This window comes from Pontibacillus chungwhensis (assembly GCF_030166655.1).
Lineage (GTDB): Bacteria > Bacillota > Bacilli > Bacillales > BH030062 > Pontibacillus.
In genome coordinates, this window is record NZ_CP126446.1 from 1,326,874 (window position 1) to 1,347,241 (window position 20,368).

Annotated in this window: 16 protein-coding genes; 13 read left to right on the forward strand and 3 right to left on the reverse strand. The window is 43.8% G+C overall.

Annotation, left to right across the window (positions count from 1 at the left end):
- Nucleotides 1-243 precede the first annotated feature (243 nt).
- The 4 genes from QNI29_RS06950 (at nt 244) to QNI29_RS06965 (ending at nt 4,533) form a co-directional block, all read left to right on the forward strand.
- Nucleotides 244-1,158, forward strand: coding sequence for a polyprenyl synthetase family protein (locus QNI29_RS06950; RefSeq protein WP_231417996.1), 915 nt, complete (start codon nt 244-246; stop codon nt 1,156-1,158).
- 67 nt (nt 1,159-1,225) lie between these two features.
- Nucleotides 1,226-1,393: a competence pheromone ComX gene (comX, locus tag QNI29_RS06955; RefSeq protein WP_231417995.1), complete on the forward strand. Its 168-nt coding sequence runs from the start codon at nt 1,226-1,228 to the stop codon at nt 1,391-1,393.
- A gap of 80 nt (nt 1,394-1,473) precedes the next feature.
- Entirely contained in the window at nt 1,474-3,777 is a 2,304-nt protein-coding gene (locus QNI29_RS06960) for a sensor histidine kinase (RefSeq protein WP_231417994.1), read from the forward strand.
- A gap of 66 nt (nt 3,778-3,843) precedes the next feature.
- Nucleotides 3,844-4,533, forward strand: a complete 690-nt coding sequence (locus QNI29_RS06965; RefSeq protein ID WP_231417993.1) for a response regulator transcription factor — start codon at nt 3,844-3,846, stop codon at nt 4,531-4,533.
- A gap of 206 nt (nt 4,534-4,739) precedes the next feature.
- On the opposite strand, the gene QNI29_RS06970 is transcribed toward QNI29_RS06965, so the two are convergent.
- On the reverse strand, nt 4,740-6,437 hold the full coding sequence (locus QNI29_RS06970; RefSeq protein ID WP_231417992.1) for a hypothetical protein: 1,698 nt from the start codon (nt 6,435-6,437) through the stop codon (nt 4,740-4,742).
- Nucleotides 6,438-6,865: 428 nt separating this feature from the next.
- Between QNI29_RS06970 and QNI29_RS06975 the strand changes: the two genes are divergently transcribed.
- The 9 genes from QNI29_RS06975 (at nt 6,866) to QNI29_RS07015 (ending at nt 17,837) form a co-directional block, all read left to right on the forward strand.
- On the forward strand, nt 6,866-8,953 hold the full coding sequence (locus QNI29_RS06975) for a hypothetical protein (protein WP_231417991.1): 2,088 nt from the start codon (nt 6,866-6,868) through the stop codon (nt 8,951-8,953).
- 14 nt (nt 8,954-8,967) lie between these two features.
- Nucleotides 8,968-10,128 carry a HEAT repeat domain-containing protein gene (locus QNI29_RS06980; RefSeq protein ID WP_231417990.1) on the forward strand — a complete coding sequence of 387 codons (1,161 nt, stop codon included), beginning with the start codon at nt 8,968-8,970 and terminating at the stop codon, nt 10,126-10,128.
- A gap of 20 nt (nt 10,129-10,148) precedes the next feature.
- Complete coding sequence (locus QNI29_RS06985; protein ID WP_231417989.1) at nt 10,149-11,567, forward strand: glycosyltransferase family 2 protein; 1,419 nt, start codon at nt 10,149-10,151, stop codon at nt 11,565-11,567.
- Between the two features lie 24 nt (nt 11,568-11,591).
- Nucleotides 11,592-12,398, forward strand: coding sequence for a response regulator transcription factor (locus tag QNI29_RS06990; RefSeq protein WP_231417988.1), 807 nt, complete (start codon nt 11,592-11,594; stop codon nt 12,396-12,398).
- A gap of 31 nt (nt 12,399-12,429) precedes the next feature.
- On the forward strand, nt 12,430-13,785 hold the full coding sequence (locus QNI29_RS06995; RefSeq protein ID WP_231417987.1) for a nucleotide sugar dehydrogenase: 1,356 nt from the start codon (nt 12,430-12,432) through the stop codon (nt 13,783-13,785).
- A 54-nt stretch (nt 13,786-13,839) separates the two neighbouring features.
- Nucleotides 13,840-15,672, forward strand: coding sequence for a glutamine--fructose-6-phosphate transaminase (isomerizing) (gene glmS, locus QNI29_RS07000; protein ID WP_231417986.1), 1,833 nt, complete (start codon nt 13,840-13,842; stop codon nt 15,670-15,672).
- A gap of 22 nt (nt 15,673-15,694) precedes the next feature.
- Nucleotides 15,695-15,862, forward strand: a complete 168-nt coding sequence (locus QNI29_RS07005) for a hypothetical protein (protein WP_231417985.1) — start codon at nt 15,695-15,697, stop codon at nt 15,860-15,862.
- Nucleotides 15,863-15,938: 76 nt separating this feature from the next.
- The gene (locus QNI29_RS07010) at nt 15,939-16,919 is read left to right on the forward strand and encodes a sugar phosphate nucleotidyltransferase (RefSeq protein ID WP_231417984.1); all 981 of its coding nucleotides are present in this window, start codon (nt 15,939-15,941) and stop codon (nt 16,917-16,919) included.
- 18 nt (nt 16,920-16,937) lie between these two features.
- Nucleotides 16,938-17,837: a hypothetical protein gene (locus QNI29_RS07015; RefSeq protein ID WP_231417983.1), complete on the forward strand. Its 900-nt coding sequence runs from the start codon at nt 16,938-16,940 to the stop codon at nt 17,835-17,837.
- Nucleotides 17,838-18,445: 608 nt separating this feature from the next.
- On the opposite strand, the gene QNI29_RS07020 is transcribed toward QNI29_RS07015, so the two are convergent.
- Nucleotides 18,446-19,806 (reverse strand): IS3 family transposase gene (locus QNI29_RS07020; protein WP_231419951.1). Its coding sequence is split into 2 segments (ribosomal slippage): nt 18,446-19,332 and nt 19,332-19,806, totalling 1,362 coding nucleotides; the frame shifts between segments, so codons are not numbered across the junction.
- A 173-nt stretch (nt 19,807-19,979) separates the two neighbouring features.
- Entirely contained in the window at nt 19,980-20,279 is a 300-nt protein-coding gene (locus QNI29_RS07025; protein WP_231415671.1) for a hypothetical protein, read from the reverse strand.
- Between the last annotated feature and the right edge of the window lie 89 nt (nt 20,280-20,368).

Below are 20,368 nucleotides of genomic sequence, written 5' to 3' on the forward strand. Positions count from 1 at the left end.
TTTTTTCGAAACACAATTGTAATGTAAGCGTTACCTTATTCTAGTTCAATAAAGCTTCTATAGTTGGGAAACACGGTTGGAACAGCTTCTTTACAATAGACTAGGAACATTTGCCCTGAGGGGATGTCCTGTTACTTTAATACCTATTCAACCGTTCGACAGATGTGGTACTCTATTTTTGAATTTTAAGAATATGAAATTAGGATCAATGAGTTCCTTTTTTAATGAAAGGAAACGATTGAAATGGACGAATTAAGGGATGAGGAGATTGGAGAGCGGATGCTTGAAGCACTTCAAAAAGAGAGTAAAGATGACTCTTTTATGGAGCTACTACATACGTTTGTCCAGTCTAAACAACAAGAAGGATTCTCTTTTGCAAAAATGGTGTATCTTCATTATCTTCTCTTTGGCGGGAAGGATCGATCCGTTGTTCTTCAAGGAGCCGCTGGAATGGAAGCGTTTATCCTCGGTCTGGATATACTAGATGATCTTGAGGATCAGGACGGATCAGAGCGTGACTGGATGGAGCAACAAGCTCTTTCGATGAACGGATCGACAGGCCTAATACTTGCAGCTGTTAAGATGGTGGGAGAGGTTGATTCGACGGGACAAGCGGTTGCGCAACTATCTCAATTCGGAATCGGTGCTGTGACAGGACAACACCATGATCTCTTAGGTGACCTTCAGTCGGAAGAGGCTTACATTCAGATGGTGGAGAGAAAATCGGGATCGCTGATGGCACTAGCGTGTCAGCTCGGTACCATTCTGGCTAAAGGAGAGTATGACTCCAGGGTTAAGGGTTACGGAGTAGAGTTTGGATGTACGGCGCAGCTTGCCAATGATCTAGAAGATGCGCTTCGTCTTGACCAGACGAACGATATTTTGCATAAGAAGAGAACGCTGCCTGTCCTAAAGTTACTGGAAGAAGAGGGGCCTTTTTCAGATCGGCTTCGTCAGTATTATGAAGGAGCGATCGGGCAGGATGAATTCCTTAAGAGGAAACAGGAAACCTTCCAATTTGTCTCTCAATCTACGGCACTCACCTATTCAAGGGTCAAGAAGCGTGTCTGGCAGTTAAGTGCGATTGACGGGGTGAAAAAAGTAGATGGGGACGAAGCGGTGAAAGCCCGGCTCGTTGCGTTTATGGAAAGAATTTAGGTATACCTCATGAGGAAGGCTTCATGAGTTCTAATAAACTATAGCGGAATTATAGGAGGAATGTGTGATGTTACAATCTGTAGTGGAAAAATTAATGGGGAACCAGAGTCTTTTACAGCAGTGGAAAGAAGGACAGGTTCAGTTTGACGGACTTACAAAGACAGAGGAACTGGCTCTAGCGGATGTGTTTAGTGAAAACACAGGCGAAGTGATGAAAATGTCATTTTGGAAGTAATCTTCATAATCGATTTTGTAGATGGAATAGCCAGAGCTGATCTGGCTATTTTTTCTCGTTAAAAAGGTGGGTCTTTAGCCGTGCAACATCAGCAGAAACGCTCCAATATATTAGTAGGGGCAGCGATTTTGGCCATTGCGTTTTATCTGTCCTATGTAACCATTACAGAGCCTTATGTGGGGCTTAATGTAAAAAAAGAGGGTGATCAGTGGGTAGTAACTAACGTGGATCCTATTGGTTGGGCAAGTGAGGAAGGGATTGAAAAAGGGGACGAAATACAATTCCTCAATGGTCTGCCTCCTGGGGCACACCGGTCGATTCGAAAATTTGGTGTCATTGATAGCTTTGATTATATTACAGTTAAACATCAAGTAGGTGACAATGAAACGTACTTTGCGGAAGAAAAGATCCTATCGAGTACGTTGCTCTATCATACGGTTATACCGGCTCTTGTATTTATTGTTCTTTTTACGTTTAGTGCATTTATCTATATGAAAAAAAGGGATGACCCCGCGGCTGTCATGTTCTCAGCGTTTCTACTCGTTGTTGGGTACGGTTATATTAGCGCCGGAGCATCTGCCAGGACGGATGATTTTGCCCGCTTTATTAATGGATTGTCGCTGTTACTCGTGCCAGCGATTTTTCTCCATTTTCTAAGCAATTATTTTAGGCGGTATTCGATTAAGCTGGTCAGTCGAAGGATGCTTATTTCCCTATATACCTTGACGATCTTGATTGTCATGATTGATACATATACCATCTTCGTCCCGTTAGGTGACTTGTATTCTTTTGTGAGGCAGCTTCAATTGTTTGGGTTTTCGTTTGGAATTTTTCTATGTTTATATGTCTTAGTGAGTCGATATATTAGTTACCGCAAGACCACGCATAAAGCTGTCTTTCAAAATATGATTTTCGGTCTAGTGATATCGTTTTTGCCTTTTATTCTGTTAACGGCTATGCCGAGTGGGATTATAGGGATTGATATTATACCGGCTTCTATTACATCGGTTTTCTTGTTATTTTTACCGTTATTTTTCTTATATCTGATCTTATCGAATCGATTATTTGATATTGACTTTATTAATAGTCGCATCCGTTACTATTCCTTCTTGTCTCTCGTATTTACTGTGATGGTTCTCGGAATTTTAGTGATCGCGACGTCATTTACGATTGTTCAGTGGATTCGACTTGCAATTTTGCTCTATGTTTTATTCGGACTATTGTTTTACCTAGAAGATAAATTACACATCCGTCCGAAGCTATTCGGAGAGAAGTTCAATTACCAGGTCAGCCTTGATCGCTTCTCGAAGGATCTGTCGAAGTTACTAAACAGAGACGAACTCGATGATCGGCTGCTTGAGGAAGTGAAGTCGGTCTTGCCTGTTGAGCGTGTTTCTCTTGTGGAGTACCGCAAAGATACGTGGGATGTGAAAGAAATTAAGGGGGATGAGAATATCTCCGTCATAGCCCTCAGGGAGAATGTGGATAAGCGTATCCGTATGAAGGCTCCGGGGGATTACGTGAAGATTTATCAGGGCATGTGTTTTCTTGTAAGTGAGAGCAATGATGCGCTTCACTTGTTATGGGTGGATCAGAAAGTGAACCATACACCATTTAATGAGGATGAGCGGGCTTGGCTTCAGACGCTTGCTCACTATACGAGTATTGTGTATGAGAACTTCCAGCTTATTGAAGGAGTAACAGAGGAACTGAAGCGGTCGATGTATCAAAACACGGACGCGCCACTCTGGCTTTCTCGTTTACTATTTAATTTATCGGAGAAAGAACGGGCGCGCCTTGCGTCTGATCTTCATGATGAAGCCCTTCAGGAGCAACTCGTCTGGTACCGGAAGATCGAAGCGATGGTAGAGGATGAGAAGATGCCTGATCATTTTGAAGAGGAGTTGTTTGAGGTCAAGGAGGGCTTGCTTGGCGTTGTTCAGCAAATCCGGGAGACGTGTACGTTCCTGCGCCCTCCGTTCTTACGGGAAACAGGGATTGTAGAAGCGTTGAATCAGCTTATGGATTATTACCGGATGAGGTCTGATTACCAGGTTGATTTCGATGCTGAAACGTTTAAAGCAACACTCGATCATGAGCATTCGCTCGCGATTTACCGGGTTGTTCAGGAACTATTGAATAACGCAACGAAGCACTCTGGTGCTAGTTGTGTAGAGTTTGAGTTAAAGAGTAGTCAGGGCATGATTGTGCTGAATTATAAAGATGATGGCGTCGGATTGCCAGATCAACAAACCCAAGACCTATCAAAAGGGATGGGACTTGCAGGAATCAAGCAGCGTGTCAAAAGTTTAGAGGGACACGTGGAGTTTCTATCCTCTGAAGAAGGTGGATTAGAGCTATCGTTGGCTCTCTTTATGAAGTAAATCGTAATAGGTTATGAAATAGAAGAAGTGTACACATTTTAGTTTAACTTGTTGGGAGCTGGAAACATGATTCATATTTTACTAGTAGATGACCATCCTTCTGTTGGGGAAGGAACGAAAGTCATGATTGAGAAAGAAGAAGATATGAAGGTAACCATTGTGGATGCGGCAGGAAAAGCGCTTCCCCTTGTGGAGGAACAGGAATTTGATGTGATGTTATTTGATCTTAGGATGCGAGGCATGAACGGTATTGAACTCGTCAAAGAAGTACGTGCTCTTGGGAAAGAAGCACCGATCTTAATTTATACCGGTTATGACATTGGTCCTTATTTCAATACGCTTATTGAGGCGGGGGCTTCTGGATTTATTAATAAAACCGAACCCCGGGATCAGCTCATTCTTTCAATTCGCTCGGTTTTAAAAGGGAAAGTTATTCTCCCAATTGGATTGTTCAAACAGCTCCGCCGTATGGAAGTCCAGGTGGAGCAGCAAGTGGTGAAAGAAGAACAGGAAGAGCAACCAGAAGAGGAGATTCAGGAAGATGTATCGATTAACTCGAAGGAACAAAAGATTCTGATTGAAGTCGCCAGAGGCAAAAGTAACCGAGAAATTGCCAGTATCTATTATAAAAGTCAGCGAACCATCGAGTACAATCTCACCGAAATATTCAAGAAGCTTCAAGTGAAATCAAGAGCAGAAGCCGTCCTGAAATCAAAGCAGCTCGGCATCATATCAGACGAAGATCTCATCGAATAAACAAGAGGGACAGGCCACATTGCACGAGTCATGCTCGCGCCATTTCGGGCCTGTCCCTCTTTTATGCGGTAAAGCAAAGCAGCGTGCCAGACACGCGTCTATGCGGTAAAGCACCGCAACGTGTCAGACACGCGTCTGTGCGGTAAAGCACCACAGCGTGCCAGACACGCGTCAGTACGCTAAAGCGCCACAGCGCCTTCTCGTGCTTATGGTTTGGCGTTGATCCAGTATCGGTAGGAGTGGACCATGGTACCTTTGTAGGTTGGGTGGTCGGATAGCTCTGTGTTTAGTTGTTTGAGCTCTTGTTCCATGAAGGAGGCTCCTTCTTCATGGAAGGAAATGTGATTGACGTAAGGGTTTTCTTTCATTTCAACGGATAGAAGGATGTCTTTCCCTAAATCCTTGGCGTGGTCGAGTTCTTCTTCTGCCATGAAGAGAATGCCTCCTCGTCCTTCAGTGAAGTCACGGAAGGCCATGACGGATGTATGATCCATCGTTTGAATCACCCAGCGATTAAACGGCATTCCTTTCCCTGGTGCCGGGTCTTCATCAAGCCACATGGCAAGATCCATACTCGCTTCAAGATTTGAATTCTTTCTTGTCTCTGAAGCGAAATACTCCAGGTTCCCGACCCATTGTCTCATCAGCTCTGTCTTATTGTCGTCCCAGCTTTGTAACACATAAGGTTCGATATCCAAATGGATCCCTTGGAACATGGCTCCGTCCTCGACAGATTGATTGTATCCTTTAACATAATCAATTAAATTCTGAATTCGGTACCGCTCGCTCTCCTCAGCCCACGTGGGATGACCGCCCATTGCGTGAACCTCGATCCCTGCCTCGTGTGCCTTCTTAACGAAAGGACTATAAGAGGAGTAAGGTTGTCGTAAATCGAGCCGAACATATAGAAAGTTGAGGTTTTTCTCTTTGGCGAAAGCTAAGATGTTGTCTCCTTCGTTGATTAATCGTTCGGCTTCCCATATATACGTTCCGCGCGTCTTCTCATGCTTAACCTCTGATTCTGTCTGCTGTTCTGCATCGAGATTCAGCTGGTCTTTCACATATTGATAACTTTGAAAAGCTGTGCCAGCGTAACTCGGATGCTCCCCGGCATGCTCTTCAAGTACCCCTAAGTGCATATTCATATCAGGAACGCCTTCCTCAGCGAAAGTTACATAATCAAGCCCCGTATCTTCCATCGTTACCCCGATTAAGAGTTTGTTCCCTGTGCGGTCTGCGGTTTCTAGTTCTGTTTCAATCAAAGACATAATGCCATTGTCTCCTTCAAGGGTTTCCCGGAAGGCTAAGATCGTTGTTTGATCATATTGATTCATTAACCACTCGTGGAAGGGTGTACCGTCTGTTCCTGGCGTTTCGAGGGTATCAAGCCAGAAAGGGATCGTTTCTGTGACGGTAAGCCCAGCTTCCTGCGCTCTGGCTGTTAGCGTCTGAACATTTTCTTTCCACCCCTTCAGAACCTCTTCTTGGTCTTCGTTCCAAAGAGGCAGGTGATAGGCTTTGATATCCACATTTAGCCCTCGGAAATGAGCGCTATCTTCAGAGCGATCGTTATAAGACTTTACCCATTTTACGAAGGCAATTCCTTCATCCTGATGAGTCGTTAGTCCCCATGAAGGTGACCCGCCCCAGGCATAAACGGCTATTCCTTCTGATTGTGCTCTCGTGATGAAAGATTGATAAAAGGAGTCAGACTGATTTTGATCAAGCTCCACATAGAGGAGCGTCACTTGCTGATCTTTCGCTGCTTTAAGAACCTGATCTGATTCTTGTTTAAGTTGTTCCTTCTCGACATACATGACGTGATCGTTGTCCGGGGCGTGTTTGAACCCCATTAAAAAGAAGACAACCCCTGTTAGCAAAACGACATACAAAGACTTTCTCATTGTGTTCCTCCATCCCGAAAATGATGTCGTAAAACGGCGACAAAACATGTAAGCGTTTTAGTGTTGGAATCGTTCTCTTGCTTCTCAGGCCCCCGCATTTCGGAACCTTAATTGAACCACGCATCCATAGTGGAAACCCGGTGTGGCGAGGGTTTGGCCCCTTTTTCGGTTTCCGCATATTCGAGATCCGAAGTCCGAATTAGGAGGGCACCGCAATCGAAATTCGTGGTTCCGAAACGGGTTTTTCGAAGATAGAGTTGTCGAACCGTGTTACGTTATTAACGTGCTAAGGCGAGTTAGCAACTTCAAGTTAAATGTTTGTCAGATAATTTTCAAGAACAAATCAAAGATCAATGAAAAACGAGAAAATGTGACTACACTTCTAATTCAGGAGGGAGGCAAGAGTCATCTCAGGTAAAAGAACAGGGGTGGGTGTCATTCTTTTAGCAGTTGTACTAGCGATCAGCTATACAGTGCTTTCAACGTCCCAACACGTCGAGAGCAAAACACTAGAAGACGGCACAAAGCTGAAATTTCGTACCCAACAACAATCCATCGAAATCTATCAAAATGAATCCTGGTCTCCCCTGATGATTAAAGGGGTGAACCTGGGCGCTACTCTTCCAGGCTATTATCCTGGCTCACTCCCTCTTGACCTTGAAACGTATCAACGGTGGTTTAGAAGTATGAAAGATATGGGAGTCAACACGGTAAGGATCTACACGATTCACGAGCCGGTCTTTTATGAAGCGTTGGTTGAATTCAACCAGAAGCATCCGGATGATCCTCTTTACTTCATTCAAGGTATTTGGTCACCGGTTAAGCAGCTAAGAGAGACAGAGGACGCGCTGTCCCCTGAAGTGACGGAGGCTTTCAAAGATGAAATAAAGAGAGCGGTCGGAGCGGTTTATGGGGAGACGACCATTAAAGAAGAGGCTGGGAAAGCCAGTGGAACCTATGAATCAAATGCTGCGCCTTATTTAGTCGCTTGGCATCTTGGAACCGAATGGGATCCGAAAATGGTTCAACAAACGAACAAGTTGCATGCTGGGGAAGATCCTTTTGAAGGAGAAAGGTTTCAAGCAACAGAACAAGCCAATCCATTTGAATCCTGGCTTGCTGAACTGCTTGATTACACGGCTCAACAAGAAAGAACACACGGGTGGGAACATCCGATGACGTTCACCAATTGGGTCACAACTGATCCCCTCAAGCACTCTGAAGAACCGCTCATTATGGAAGACAAGGTAAGCGTTGATGCTACCCATATAAAAGAGCGGGATTGGAACGGAGGATATTTTGCTTCCTTCCACGCTTATCCTTATTATCCGGATTTCTTACGGTTAGGGGAGGCTTATAAGGATGTCTTAAACAAAAAGGGCGAACCTGACGCGTACAAAGGGTACCTGAAGGAACTGAAAGCCTATCACAGAGACATGCCGATTATGATTACAGAGTTCGGATTGCCATCTTCACTCGGTGTCGCTCACTTAGGTCAATATGGCCGAAATCAGGGAGGCCACACTGAAGTTGAACAAGGCGAGATGAACGCTGAACTATACAAACTCATTCAGGAAGAAGGCTACGCCGGATCCGCGCTATTCACATGGCAGGATGAGTGGTTTAAGAAAACATGGAACACCATGCCTTATGTGGAAGACGGGAGGCGCGCTTATTGGTTCAACTATTTATCAAGCGAAACCTCTTACGGAGTCATTGGCATGTACCCAGATAAAGAAGATGATATCCGGATTGACGGTGAGATTGAAGAATGGGACAGCTTAGATGACCTCAAGTCATACACCGTTAGGGAAAACGGAGTGAAGGATATTACCTTCACCCACGATGAAGGCTTTGTCTACATCAATGCTCATTTATCGGAAGATTCTGATTTAGAGGGAGAAACATTCCAGCTAGGCGTGAACACACTGCCAGGCGGAACGAGCCAACCTCCATACAAGAAACCCCTTGAGGCGCTTGTGACCTTAAACGGGGACAAGGGAGAGGTTGTTCTTTCATCGGAATATGATCCTCATCACAGACTTTATAAAGAGGAAGAGGCTGAACAGCCGAAAGAAAATCAGGCGTTCGTGCCATGGAAATTACCCGTAAGCCTCCAATTTGAACCACCGAACACGAGGCATGCTCACCCGTTTGAGGATGTGGAAGTAGGTGGACTGAAAAGAGGCGATGCAGGAGCGTTTTCAAGTAAAACGTACGATCCGCAAATCTTTTGGGAAGCTAAGGGAAACGTCATTGAAATGAAAATTCCGTGGGCGCTCCTAGGCTTTGCAGATCCGAGTCAACGAAAGGTCATAAGCTATCCTGAAGAGGAAGAAGCTACGACCATGAAGACAGAATCAATAGAATCGATTCAATTCTTACCTGCTTTATCAGGGGAAACAGAGCAATCCGTTTCAGCGTTTGACTATAGCTTTGAGAAATGGAATCAGGTTCAATATGCAGAACGAAAGAAAAACAGTTTCTATCAAATGAAAGAAGCACTATCAAAATAACAGGAGGAACGTGTATGTTTTTCAGTTTAGATGCCGCTTTCTATGTCATTTATGTACTTGCTGGACTTATGGCCATCATGTCATCAATCATTATCGGTATTAAAGTCAGAAAGAAGCAACTTCATAAGAAAACGCAAAAAGTGATGCAACGTTATCAGAGTTATTTCACTTACCTCACACAGCAGTTAGATGCGAAGGAACCTTTAGAGGTGCCGAAATCGGAATTAACGACATTTGAGAAAAAGGTTTTCCAGCGTGAATTAGTGGAGCGATTAGAGCGCCTATCTGGTAACCAGCGCGACAAGCTGATTCAGCTTTGTAACGATCTTGGTCTTAAAGAATTCAATATGAAACGCCTTAAGAGCGGACGTCACTATGTTCGTCTTGAAGCGGCTTACAACCTAGGGGCTATGCGCGCGAAAGAGGCGGTGCCATCCCTTTGCAAAATGCTTTATAAGAATAAGAAAGACTCAACCAGGTTCATTGTAGCTCGTTCGATTGCTCAAACGGCAACATCAACAGGGCAGATCAATGACATGATTCATTATCTAGCAAAGGATCAAGAGAATAATTATCAGCTCATTGTCGACATTGCACAAGAGTCTGATCTTGATCTTAGTGGAGCATTCATTTCATTACTCAAAGAATCCAATCCAGAGTTAACGAAGGTAGGATTGTTCGGATTAAGGCATCAACCAGATTCTGAAATCCATTCCATTCTTCGTCCTCACCTTGACTCGAAAGACTTTGATATTCGCACGAATACAGCGAAATTGATGGTCGCTTCTGGTCAATGTAGTCAAAAAGAGATGGAACAATTCATGAAATTTAAAGATGAAGAAGTCCGTTTATATACAGGCGAATGGATCGGGCAAGCAGGTATGCGTCAGTATCAGGAAGTTCTTGAACTGGGTGTTCAAGATAAGAATCAACAAGTCGCAAGAACGAGTGCGAAGAGCTTGTCTCAGCTTGGCGAATCTGGTTTCCGTACCCTTTGTAAGCTTGCTGTTAGTAACTTATCAAACGGAACAGTCGCTTTTGAAGCTGTGCATGAACACCTGAAAGAAAGTGCTGCTGGCTATGCGACAAATCGTAAAATTGCAGATTATAACCAAAAGCTATCGATCTATGAAACGTACTTCGGCAAAGACCAACAGCTTATTGACGCCATGTAATTGGTAGAAAGGGGAGAGGCATGAGAGAAATATTACTCGGTTACGGCATTTTCGCAATGTATTATGTCCTAACCATCAACACGATCTACTTCGGGATTATCTTATTCTCATTTAAAGAAATCTCTAAAATCCTAAAAAGCACGACATTCTCGAAATACAAATCACTATCTGGATCAAACAACGTACCACCTATTTCGATACTCGTACCAGCGTTTAACGAAGAATTAACGATTATTGAAAACGTGCGATCCCTCCTGGCTCTTCATTATCCGAAACATGAAGTAATCGTCGTCAACGATGGATCAAGCGACGACACAGTAGGAGTAATGATTAAAGAATTTGAACTTCAATATTACAAACCAACATCGATGAAAGATGTCATTAAGACGGCCAAAGTAAGAGGCCTTTACTACAACCCGGATTATCCGAACCTTTACGTTGTGGATAAGGAAAACGGCGGTAAAGCCGACTCCTTAAATGCAGGGATTAACTTATCTAGCTATCCACTGATTTCATCCATTGATGCTGACTCTTTATTAGAAGAGGATGCCCTGATTCGCATTGCACGCATGTACATGGAAAAGCCAGAAGAATATGTAGCAATTGGCGGAAATGTACGCATTGCCAACGGATGCAAAATCGAAAACGGCGTTGTCAAAAATGTAAAACTACCGAAAAAGCTTCTCCCAATGTGGCAGCTAGTTGAATATATGAAAGCCTTCTTAGGCGGACGTATCGGCTGGAGTTCTGTAAATGGTCTGATTATTGTATCTGGTGCCTTCGGGGTCTTCCGTAAAGACTACGTTGTCGAAGTTGGAGGATACCGCGGCGGTTATCCAGGTGAAGACATGAACATTATTATTAAGCTTCATCGCCATATGCTTGAGAACAATTTACCTTATAAAGTGGCCTTTTGTCCGGACGCTGTTTGCTGGACGCAGGCGCCTGACACCTTCAAGATCCTTGGAAGTCAGCGTAAGCGTTGGGGACGTGGAAACTTGAAGAACATGATCGAAGAAGGACGCTTCATGTTTATGCGACCGAAATACAAGATCATGGGTTGGTTGACCATTCCTTATAACATTATTTTTGAAACATTAAGTCCTTATTTCCGAATTACAGGACTCCTTGCTCTTATTGGTTATGCGCTAATGGACATGTCCGGTTGGAAGATCCTCCTGACCTTTAGCTTAATTAACATTCTATACGGAACGCTGCTTGGACTAGGATCGATGCTTCTTGAAGAGATCGCCTTCCAGCGTTATCCGAGAATACGAGATTTCTTCAAAATGCTGATCTATACCGTATTGATGTTCTTTGGTTATCGTCAACTCGGTATTCTGTGGAGATTCCTTGGTCACATCGATTTCTTCCGCAAGAAAACGTCTTGGGGAACGATGGTACGAACCAGCTTCAACGAAGATAAGAAATCAGCCTAATCGATTAAAAGGGGGTAATCAGCTGTGGAACAGCATGTAGGGTCACGAATCATACAGACGTTTCATCATTTTCTTCAGTATTATCAGGAAAGTAACTTAGCTTGTGGAATGATTATTGCCCGCGCAGATCTGGATGCGAAACAACTCGAGAGAGTGAAAGCGCACATGGAAAGAATGGAGCCAGAAGTTGGCGTTCAGTTCAGCCATGACCAGGAAGAAGGGTTAGTCGGAATTCTGTTAGACAACCGTACGATTGGGTATTCTCACTTTTATTCCTTATATGTAAAAGAATTCTTAGAGGACAATGGCTTCTTAACGGGCCCCATACTAGTGGGGAGTTTCCCGGAGAGCAGCCCATACGCCGAGCAGATGCTTTTTGATATGATCACTGAAATCATAGAAAGTGGCGGAGAAAAGGGTGAGATCCGCGTCTTTAAAAAAGGAAACGAAAAGAAGAACGATTCGATCCTGATCGTCGATAGTGATCAGAAAGTATTAGAGCTTGTGACCTCGTATTTTACTCATAAAGGCTACACCGTCCATACCGCAACAGACGGGAAAGAAGGCGTAGCCCAGTATGAGTTGCATCATCCGAATTTGGTTATTACAGAGATCAACCTGTCAGCGCTTGGTGGGTATCAGTTTATTCACCATATAAAGCATTTAGAATCCATCAAGGCTGCGCCGATCATGGTGCTTACGAATAAACAGTTAGAAGAAGACGTAAAGCGAACGTTTGAATACGGTGTATCGGACTACGTTACGAAGCCATTTTCTTTAATGGAAATCGAACAACGGATGGTCAAGCTGTTACAACCGGTGCATTCCTAATCGAATCATTATTTTATAGGGGGATTTATTCATGAAATATGCAAATCATTTAGCTCAGAAAATCGAAGCGAAAAAAGCGAACATTGGTGTTGTAGGCATGGGGTATGTTGGACTTCCGCTTGCAGTTGAAATGGTGAAATCCGGTTTCAACGTAACGGGAATCGATCTTGATCCGAACAAAATCAACGCCTTAAAAGCTGGTGATTCCTATATCGGGGACATCACAGATGAAGAACTAACAGAGGCAATGGAATCAGGCCGTTTCCGTCCTTCAACAGACTATAGCCTAGTCAATGAACTAGATGCGATCAGCATTTGTGTACCGACGCCACTAAGTGAAAACCAGGATCCGGATACATCTTATATCACAAGCGTTATTGACCAGGTGAAGATGTATATGAAGAAGGGCACATTGATCACGCTTGAAAGTACAACGTACCCAGGAACAACAGAAGAGCTTATTCTTAGTGAGTTAAACAAACTTGGCTATCAAGCAGGAGACGACTTCTTCCTTTGCTATTCTCCTGAACGAGTAGACCCAGGTAACGATAAATTTAACACGAAGAACATGCCGAAAGTAATTGGTGGGGTTACACCGAAATGTAGTGAACTAGGTGCGAGCCTTTACAAGAACTACGTAGGGAATGTTGTGCCTGTTTCATCTCCACGCGTAGCTGAGATGTCTAAGCTTCTTGAAAATACGTTCCGAAGCGTCAATATTGCTTTCGTGAATGAAATTGCGATGATGTGTGAACGAATGGATATCGATGTATGGGAAGTCATCGATGCAGCGGCAACGAAACCATTCGGCTTCATGAAGTTCCAGCCAGGACCAGGAATTGGCGGTCACTGCATCCCGCTTGATCCGATGTACCTTTCTTGGAAAGCAAAAGGATTCCGTTTCTACAGCAAGTTCATTGATCTAGCTCAATCGATCAATAGCAACATGCCTGACGTGGTCGTGTCTAAGACGTCTCAAGTACTAAACGTATACGGTCGTTCTATTAATAGCTCAAACATCTTAATTCTAGGAATGGCATACAAGCCAAATATCAGTGACCTTCGTGAATCTCCAGGTCTTTACCTTTATGAGCTTTACAAAGAGAACGGGGCTAATATCGAGTACTGCGATCCACATGCTCACAGCTTCATTGATGATGACGGTGAAATTGTAAGATCTGTTCCATATAACAGAGAGCAATTGAAGAAATACGATTGCATGGTGCTTGTAACGAATCACTCTGACTTTGATTATCAAGAGCTTGCTGACTTAGGCGTACCGATTGTCGATACTCGTAACGCATTTGAAGAGTACGATCGCGATCACATTCACAAGCTTGGAACATCTTCTAAAGTTCATTCTAAAGACCATTCTATTGCACTATAAGTAGCACGTAACAGAGTAGGAACCATTACAACAACACAAAGGGAGATGAATAATATGTGCGGAATCATGGGGTATATTGGACAACAACAAACACAAGAGATCTTAACGAACGGACTGAAGAAATTAGAGTACCGCGGCTATGACTCTGTCGGGGTGGCGATCCATGACGGAGAATCAGTTCAGGTAACAAAAGCAGAAGGGCGCCTTGATAATCTGGCATCTCGTTTAGAGAATGCACCGTTACAGGGCTCTATCGGAATTGGTCATACACGTTGGGCGACACATGGTCGTCCTTCTGACCAAAACTCTCACCCACACACAGATGACAACACAGAATTCGCAGTCGTTCATAACGGCATTATCGAGAACTACATTGAGCTTAAGCAAGAGCTTGTGGCAGAGGGCGCAACATTTACATCTGAAACAGATTCAGAAGTCATTGCTCAGCTCCTTTCTAAACTATACGACGGCGATATGATTACAACGATTCAGAAAGTCATCGAAAAGTTAGATGGTGCCTATGCGCTAGGAATCGTTTCTGAACATGCACCAGGTAAGCTTTATGCCGTTCGTCAAGCGAGCCCGCTTATTATTGGCTCTGGAGACGGAGAGAACTTCATCAGCTCTGACATTCCAGCTGTTTTAGAGCATACGCGTGATGTGTACATTCTAGAAGACGGTGAAATGGCTGTATTAACAGAAGAGAACATTTCTCTTATGGACGTAACAACAGGCAACCCGATCTCTCGTGATTTATTCCGCGTTGATTGGGATATGGAACAAGCAGAGAAGAACGGATTCGATCATTTCATGCTTAAAGAAATCTTTGAACAGCCTAAAGCCCTTGAGAAAACAATGGCTGGTCGTATTGATAAAGAAACAAACGAAGTAGATTTCCCTGAGCTTGCATGGAGCGAAGAACAGGTAGCGAAGTGGGATAAAGTGCACATCGTCGCATGTGGAACAGCTTACCACGCTGGATTACTAGGTAAATCGGTTATTGAAGAATTAACACGCACACCAGTAGACGTTGAGGTTGCGTCAGAATTCCGTTACCGTAATCCAATCGTCACAGAGAATACGCTTGTCATTGCTGTGAGTCAGTCTGGTGAAACAGCAGATACGCTTGCTGCATTACGTCAAAGTAAAGAACTGGGCGCAAAAACGTTGTCCATTACGAATGTTGTAGGAAGCTCCATTTCAAGAGAAGCAGATGACGTCATCTTAACCCTTGCAGGTCCTGAGATTGCCGTTGCTTCAACAAAAGCGTACACGACACAGGTATTATCTTTCTATCTATTAGGCATCTATTTAGCTCAGAAGAAAAAGCAGATTACACCTGAACAGAACGCCCAGTACATGAAAGCTCTTCAGCACATTCCAGAGCAAATGGAAGAGATTCTGTTCCATAATGACGATATCAAAAATTACGGCGAATCCATTAAAGACGCGAAGAGCGTGTTCTTCTTGGGACGTGGAATCGATACCGCCGTTGCGCTTGAAGGGTCTCTCAAGTTAAAAGAGATTTCTTATATCCACTCTGAGGCTTATGCAGCGGGAGAATTAAAACACGGTACGCTTGCGTTAATTGAAGAAGGCACACCAATCATTTCCTTGCTCACTCAAGAGAACCTTTACGACAAGATGCTTGGAAACATTAAAGAAGTAAGTGCCCGAGGAGCAAATGTTTTAGGAATCACAATGAGTGGGAATGTAAAGGTAACACAATACGTAGACGAAACATGCTTTATCCCTGAAACGTATTCTCTATTTACACCACTACTATCGGTTGTACCATTGCAGCTGATTTCCTATTATACATCTCTTGCACTTGGCAACGATGTGGACAAACCTCGTAACCTGGCAAAGAGTGTAACGGTAGAATAAATCGAAGAAGGAGGGTTCCCTCTTGCAAAAGGAACGCCACCAAACAACGCTCGATGAATCAAACCTTAAAACGATTATGCTTAATCTGCAGGAAAAGATTAATGATCAAACCATCTCAGAAGATGGCCAGATCTTAACCACACTCATTAACGACCTGCGTCCTCACTTCAGTGGAGCAGGCAATGAATAAAATTCCTTTAACGAAGTAAAGCGTGTCTGACACGCTTTACTCTAATAAAGGATTAGGAACAAAGGGAGTGAAGTTGATGGAACGTACATATGCGGTTGTGTTAGCAGCTGGTAAAGGAACGAGAATGAAGTCAGATCTTCCGAAAGTCCTTCATCCGGTTTGTGGAAAGCCGATGGTTGAACATATTACAGATCTACTGAAAGACCTCTCTATGAACGAAATCGTTACCGTAGTGGGGCACAAACACGAAATGATAGAAGAGCAACTTGGGGACTCTGTCACCTATGCTCACCAGAAGGAGCAGCTAGGAACGGCTCATGCTGTTGGGATGAGTGCTGAGAAGCTGGCGGATCAGGAAGGGACTACGGTCATTGTGACAGGCGATACGCCGCTTATTACAAGTCAGACCATTCAGAACCTACTCGATCACCACCGTGAAACGAAAGCGGCAGCTACGATCTTAACGATGTTGCCTGAAGATCCAACAGGGTACGGACGCATTGTTCGGAATGAAGACGGAAACGTAGAACGAATTGTAGAACAAAAAGATGCCACACCAGAAGAACAAGCTATTGGTGAAGTCAATACAGGCATCTTCTGCTTTGATAACAAGTTGTTATTCGAATCCTTAGACCAAGTTGGAACAAATAACAATCAAAGCGAATACTATCTGCCTGATGTCATAGAAATATTAAAAGAACAAGGTTACACCATTTCAGCTAACTCCACGGAAGATGTAGCTGAAGGACTTGGCGTCAATGATCGCATCCAACTGGCTAAAGCAGAGAAGATTATGCAGGACCGAATCATTGAAGGCCATATGAAAAACGGTGTTTCCTTCGTCGATCCGTCCACAAGTTACGTCGAGAAAGACGTCACGATTGGACAAGATACACTGATAGAACCTCGAGCTCATTTAAGAGGAAAGACGGTGATTGGTTCTTACTGCGTCATTGGTCCAGATGTTGATCTTAAAGACTTCGAAGCCCGGGACAAAACACGGGTGCAGAACTTCTCAATGACCAATGACATTTGTAAGATACCGATTCACTCATAAAGGGTGGGTCAGACCATTGTGAGAAAGATGAAAAGGATCGCAAAACAATACAAAATCCCGGCAATTCTTCTTGGTGTGATTATTGTAATAGGAGTGGCCGTCATGAGTGAAAGTCATCCAAAGACCAAAGCAACCTGGATTTGGGATCTGTCTAAGATTGAAGGAGATCCGAGTCAGCCTGTTTCCTTCTTGGAAGAAGAAGGTGTCAACCGGGTCTATCTTCATATTGATTTCGAAACCTTCAAACCAGGTCCTTATCGATCCTTTATTAAAGAAGCAACGAAAGCGGATATCGATGTATATGCGCTAGGAGGAGACCCGAACTGGGCGCTTCTAAAAAACCGTGACAGCCTCGATCGTTTTGCTTCCATTGTCCATGATTACAACAACATGGTTGGGGAAGATGAAGCCTTCAAGGGTGTTCACTTGGATATTGAGCCTTACCTTCTATCAGAGTGGAAGGAAGACAGTGACAATGTGAAGAATCAGTGGATGATGAATAGCGTTCATTTTATTCGCCAGGTGAAAGAAAAGGCAAACCTCGCCGTAAGCGGTGATTTTCCTTTTTGGATTCACAAAGAAAAAGTGCCTTATAAGGATCAAACGTTGAGTGACTGGATGATGGAACATTATGATTCCTTAACGCTGATGGCTTACCGCAATAAAGCAGAGGGGCCAAACGGCATTCAATCCATCTCAGAACCTATCGTTAACGAGGCACGTAAAAATGGAAAGACCGTCGTCGTTGGTGTCAACATCATCGATACGTCAGAAGGAAGCTACACGACGTTTCATGGAGACGCACCAGGTGCGATGAATGAAGAACTAGATGTTCTACAAAATGCCTACAAACGCCATGATGGCTACGAGGGCATAGCGATACATGATTATTCGCATTGGGTTGACCAAGCGAAATAATGATAAATAGATAGACTTTGTGAAAAATGCATCTCCCCCTAATTTATAGATGCAAAAAAAACGCCATCCACTCTAGTGGATGGCGTTTTTGTGTCGTCCGCTGCTATATGTGGATTAGGGCTTGCTGGGGGACTACTCGCTTTCCTGCGGGGAGCCTAGGGGAGCCTCCTCAGACGGCAAGCCGTCTTCCGGGGTCTCCCCTAGGCTCCTTACCCCGCGGGAGTCTCGCAGTCCCCCAACAAGCCCAAGGACTCGTCCCTGATGTTTGGTGGTGCTGGGAGTGTCTGGGGAACGACTCGCTTTCCGTGGGCGAGCTGTCGAGCCTCTTCACTCACTTCGTTCCCTCCGGGGTCTCGTCGACCTCTTTCTCCCACAGGAGTCTCCCCGTTCCCAAGACACTCCCTTGCTTAATAAGAGTTACCGATTTCCATAAGAAATCAACCTCATCCCTGTGAGTCATATTAGGCGCATTTCCGTTTCTTCCCATTAGGCAAAGGTGGTCCTCAGAAATTGCGAGACTCCCGCGGGCAAACGGTCGGACGAGACCCCGGAGGCCATGCTTGAAGTGAACCCCAAATTTAGGACTTCTATTTGTTAGAAATTGTTAGTTATGCAGCTAGTTGATGCTTTTCTCTATAAGAGATTGGACTTGTTTTCAATTTGGATTTAATTCGATCATGGTTATAGTAATGCATATATTCATCAAGCTCTTGTTTGAAGTGATCTACACTATTAAATTCGCTTATGTAAAGGAATTCTGACTTCATAATTCCAAAAAAGTTTTCCATGACGGCATTGTCGAGACAGTTTCCTTTGCGAGACATACTTTGTGTAACGCCATATTCTTTAAGAGCTGTGCGGTATTGAGGCATTTGGTAATGCCAGCCTTGGTCTGAGTGTAAGAGAAGGTCATCGCCTTCTTTAAGGCGTCCTAGAGCCTTGTATAACATCTTTTCTACTAAAGAATAGGTAGGGCGATGGCCAATCGTGTATCCGATCACTTCTCCGTTATAAAGATCTAAAACAGTAGATAGGTACAGCTTTTCACCAAATACTTTGAACTCCGTGATATCTGTAACCCATTTCTGATTAGGAAATTCGGCTTCAAAGGCGCGTTCTAACAGGTTTTGAGCGATTTGGCCAACTTTCCCTTTATAAGATTTATATTTTTTCACACGAACCACACTTGAAAGACTCAATTCTTTCATTAGACGATAAACTTTCTTGTGGTTTACATGATGCCCTGTGTTCTCTAATTCTTGTTGAACACGTCGGTATCCATAACGACCTTTATGTTTATGGTAGATGGACATGATGCGCTCTTTTAAGCCTTGATCTGGATCAGGTTTATTGATTTTGGAAAGATGGTAGTAAAAATTACTTCTAGATAAACCAGCCATCTTAATTAATTCGTGAAACGGATAGGTGGACCTTAATTCATTCACTACTTGCGTTTTTTCGCTTTTGGTGATTTTTCCTTTTCGTGAATTAAGGTTCTTAACTTTTTTAGATAAGCGTTCTCCATACGTAGGTACTCGACTTCTTTTTGAATAGCTTCAGTATCTATTGCCTGGTCTTTTTTATCATTTTTCTGGTTGTTGGTTTCTTCTGATGACATTCTGGCAGCCCTCTCTTTAGGTGATTCGAGGGCTGCCATACCGCCTTTTTTCCATTTCTTCTTCCACCTACGGACCATAGAGGGATCCGGGATCTGAAAAATGGCTGAGGCAGCCCGAATCGAATAACTCGATTTTTCGATAAATTGAACAATCTTCAGTTTAAAGGCAGCCGTGTAATTTGTATAGAGGAAATGGAAAGCTTGTTCCCCATGATAAGTATATAATTGAACCCAATATCGGATAACCGAGTTGTCAATGTTTAACCGCTTTTCTAGATCGCGATAACTTACGCCACCATTTATATACTCTTGGGCAGCTTGAAGCTTTTCGGTGGGAGTAAATCTTCCCATAAATGATCCCCCTATTTTTGTCCTAAGATAGGGGGGCACTTCAGCTTTTGCCCGAGGAGGCTCGGGAGTCCGTCCGCAGGAAAGCGAGTGATTTCTGAGGTCCACCTTTTCACGATTATAGGTAACGGAAACGATTCTCTCATTCAATTAAAGTACCGAATACAACTAGATTCTTATAGTTCAGGATTAATTAGAATTGGTGGGATGGGTGGTTCGCCGATAATGAAAGCTGGTCCTTTGCCGTCGTTAAGGGGATATCCATAAGGGTATGGCCCTGGGCATTTGGCTGAGTAGGGGAAGGTTTGGGAGTAAAAGGGAGGGTAAAAGAATAAGCCGTCGTATACTCCCCAGAAAACATCAGCTGACGCTCCAAATGGAAAGGTCCGAAACGGATAGCCGTTCCAAAACGCGTCCTGTTCCAATGATCTCTCCTTATTTCCAAGAGGTAAAAAGGAAAATATAGATTGTGCCATAATGATTCGTCTCCTTCCATCGAGTGGTTGTTGGTATAGTCTATGCAGGTAATGGGAGATGTGTGGAGGGGGGAGGGATCTGGCCGAGC